This window comes from Bradyrhizobium macuxiense, assembly GCF_001542415.1.
GTDB lineage: Bacteria > Pseudomonadota > Alphaproteobacteria > Rhizobiales > Xanthobacteraceae > Bradyrhizobium > Bradyrhizobium macuxiense.
In genome coordinates this window covers 1-1,103 of sequence record NZ_LNCU01000052.1, presented here as the reverse complement: position 1 = coordinate 1,103, position 1,103 = coordinate 1, and the positions used below count along the sequence as shown (strand labels likewise).

At 67.4% G+C, this 1,103-nt stretch carries 1 pseudogene; it reads right to left on the bottom strand.

Annotated elements, in window-relative coordinates:
• Positions 1–1,103 (bottom strand): annotated as a pseudogene (locus tag AS156_RS42875) (hypothetical protein); the annotation flags it as partial.

Genomic DNA, 1,103 nt, shown 5'->3' with positions numbered 1-1,103 from the left:
AGGTCGTGCCGCCATCGGTCGAGATCTGCCACTGGTAGCTGACCGCATTGTCGGTTTGCCCGGCATTCGCCGACGCGGTCAGCGTCTGGCCTTCCTGCGCGATGCCGCTGATGGTCGGCGTCGAGATCGTCGGTGCCGCGTCGATCACTGCACTGGTTGCCGTGCTGGTCGCCGCAGCCGTCAGCCCCTGCTCGTTGGTCGCCGTCGCCACCACCTCGATCTTGAAGCCTTCATCGGACTCCTTCACCACATAGGTCGAGCCCGTCGCACCGGCGATGTTCACATAGCTGCCGCCCGGGCCAGTGTTCTCCATCCACTGATAGCTGACCGGGTTGTCGCCCTGGCCGGCGTTCGCCGAGGCGGTCAGCGTCTGGCCTTCCTGCGCGAGGCCGCTGATGGTCGGCGTCGAGATCGTCGGTGCCGCATCGGTCACCGCCGAGGTGGCCGTACTGGTCGCCGCAGCCGTCAGCCCCTGCTCGTTGGTCGCGGTCGCCACCACCTGGATCAGATCGCCCTCGTCGGCCTCCGTCACCACATAGGTCGCGCCGGTGGCGCCACCAATGTTGGTGAAGGTCGTGCCGCCATCGGTCGAGATCTGCCACTGGTAGCTGACCGCATTGTCGGTTTGCCCGGCATTCGCCGACGCGGTCAGCGTCTGGCCTTCCTGCGCGATGCCGCTGATGGTCGGCGTCGAGATCGTCGGTGCCGCGTCGATCACTGCACTGGTTGCCGTGCTGGTCGCCGCAGCCGTCAGCCCCTGCTCGTTGGTCGCCGTCGCCACCACCTCGATCTTGAAGCCTTCATCGGACTCCTTCACCACATAGGTCGAGCCCGTCGCACCGGCGATGTTCACATAGCTGCCGCCCGGGCCAGTGTTCTCCATCCACTGATAGCTGACCGGGTTGTCGCCCTGGCCGGCGTTCGCCGAGGCGGTCAGCGTCTGGCCTTCCTGCGCGAGGCCGCTGATGGTCGGCGTCGAGATCGTCGGTGCCGCATCGGTCACCGCCGAGGTGGCCGTACTGGTCGCCGCAGCCGTCAGCCCCTGCTCGTTGGTCGCGGTCGCCACCACCTGGATCAGATCGCCCTCGTCGGCCTCCGTCACC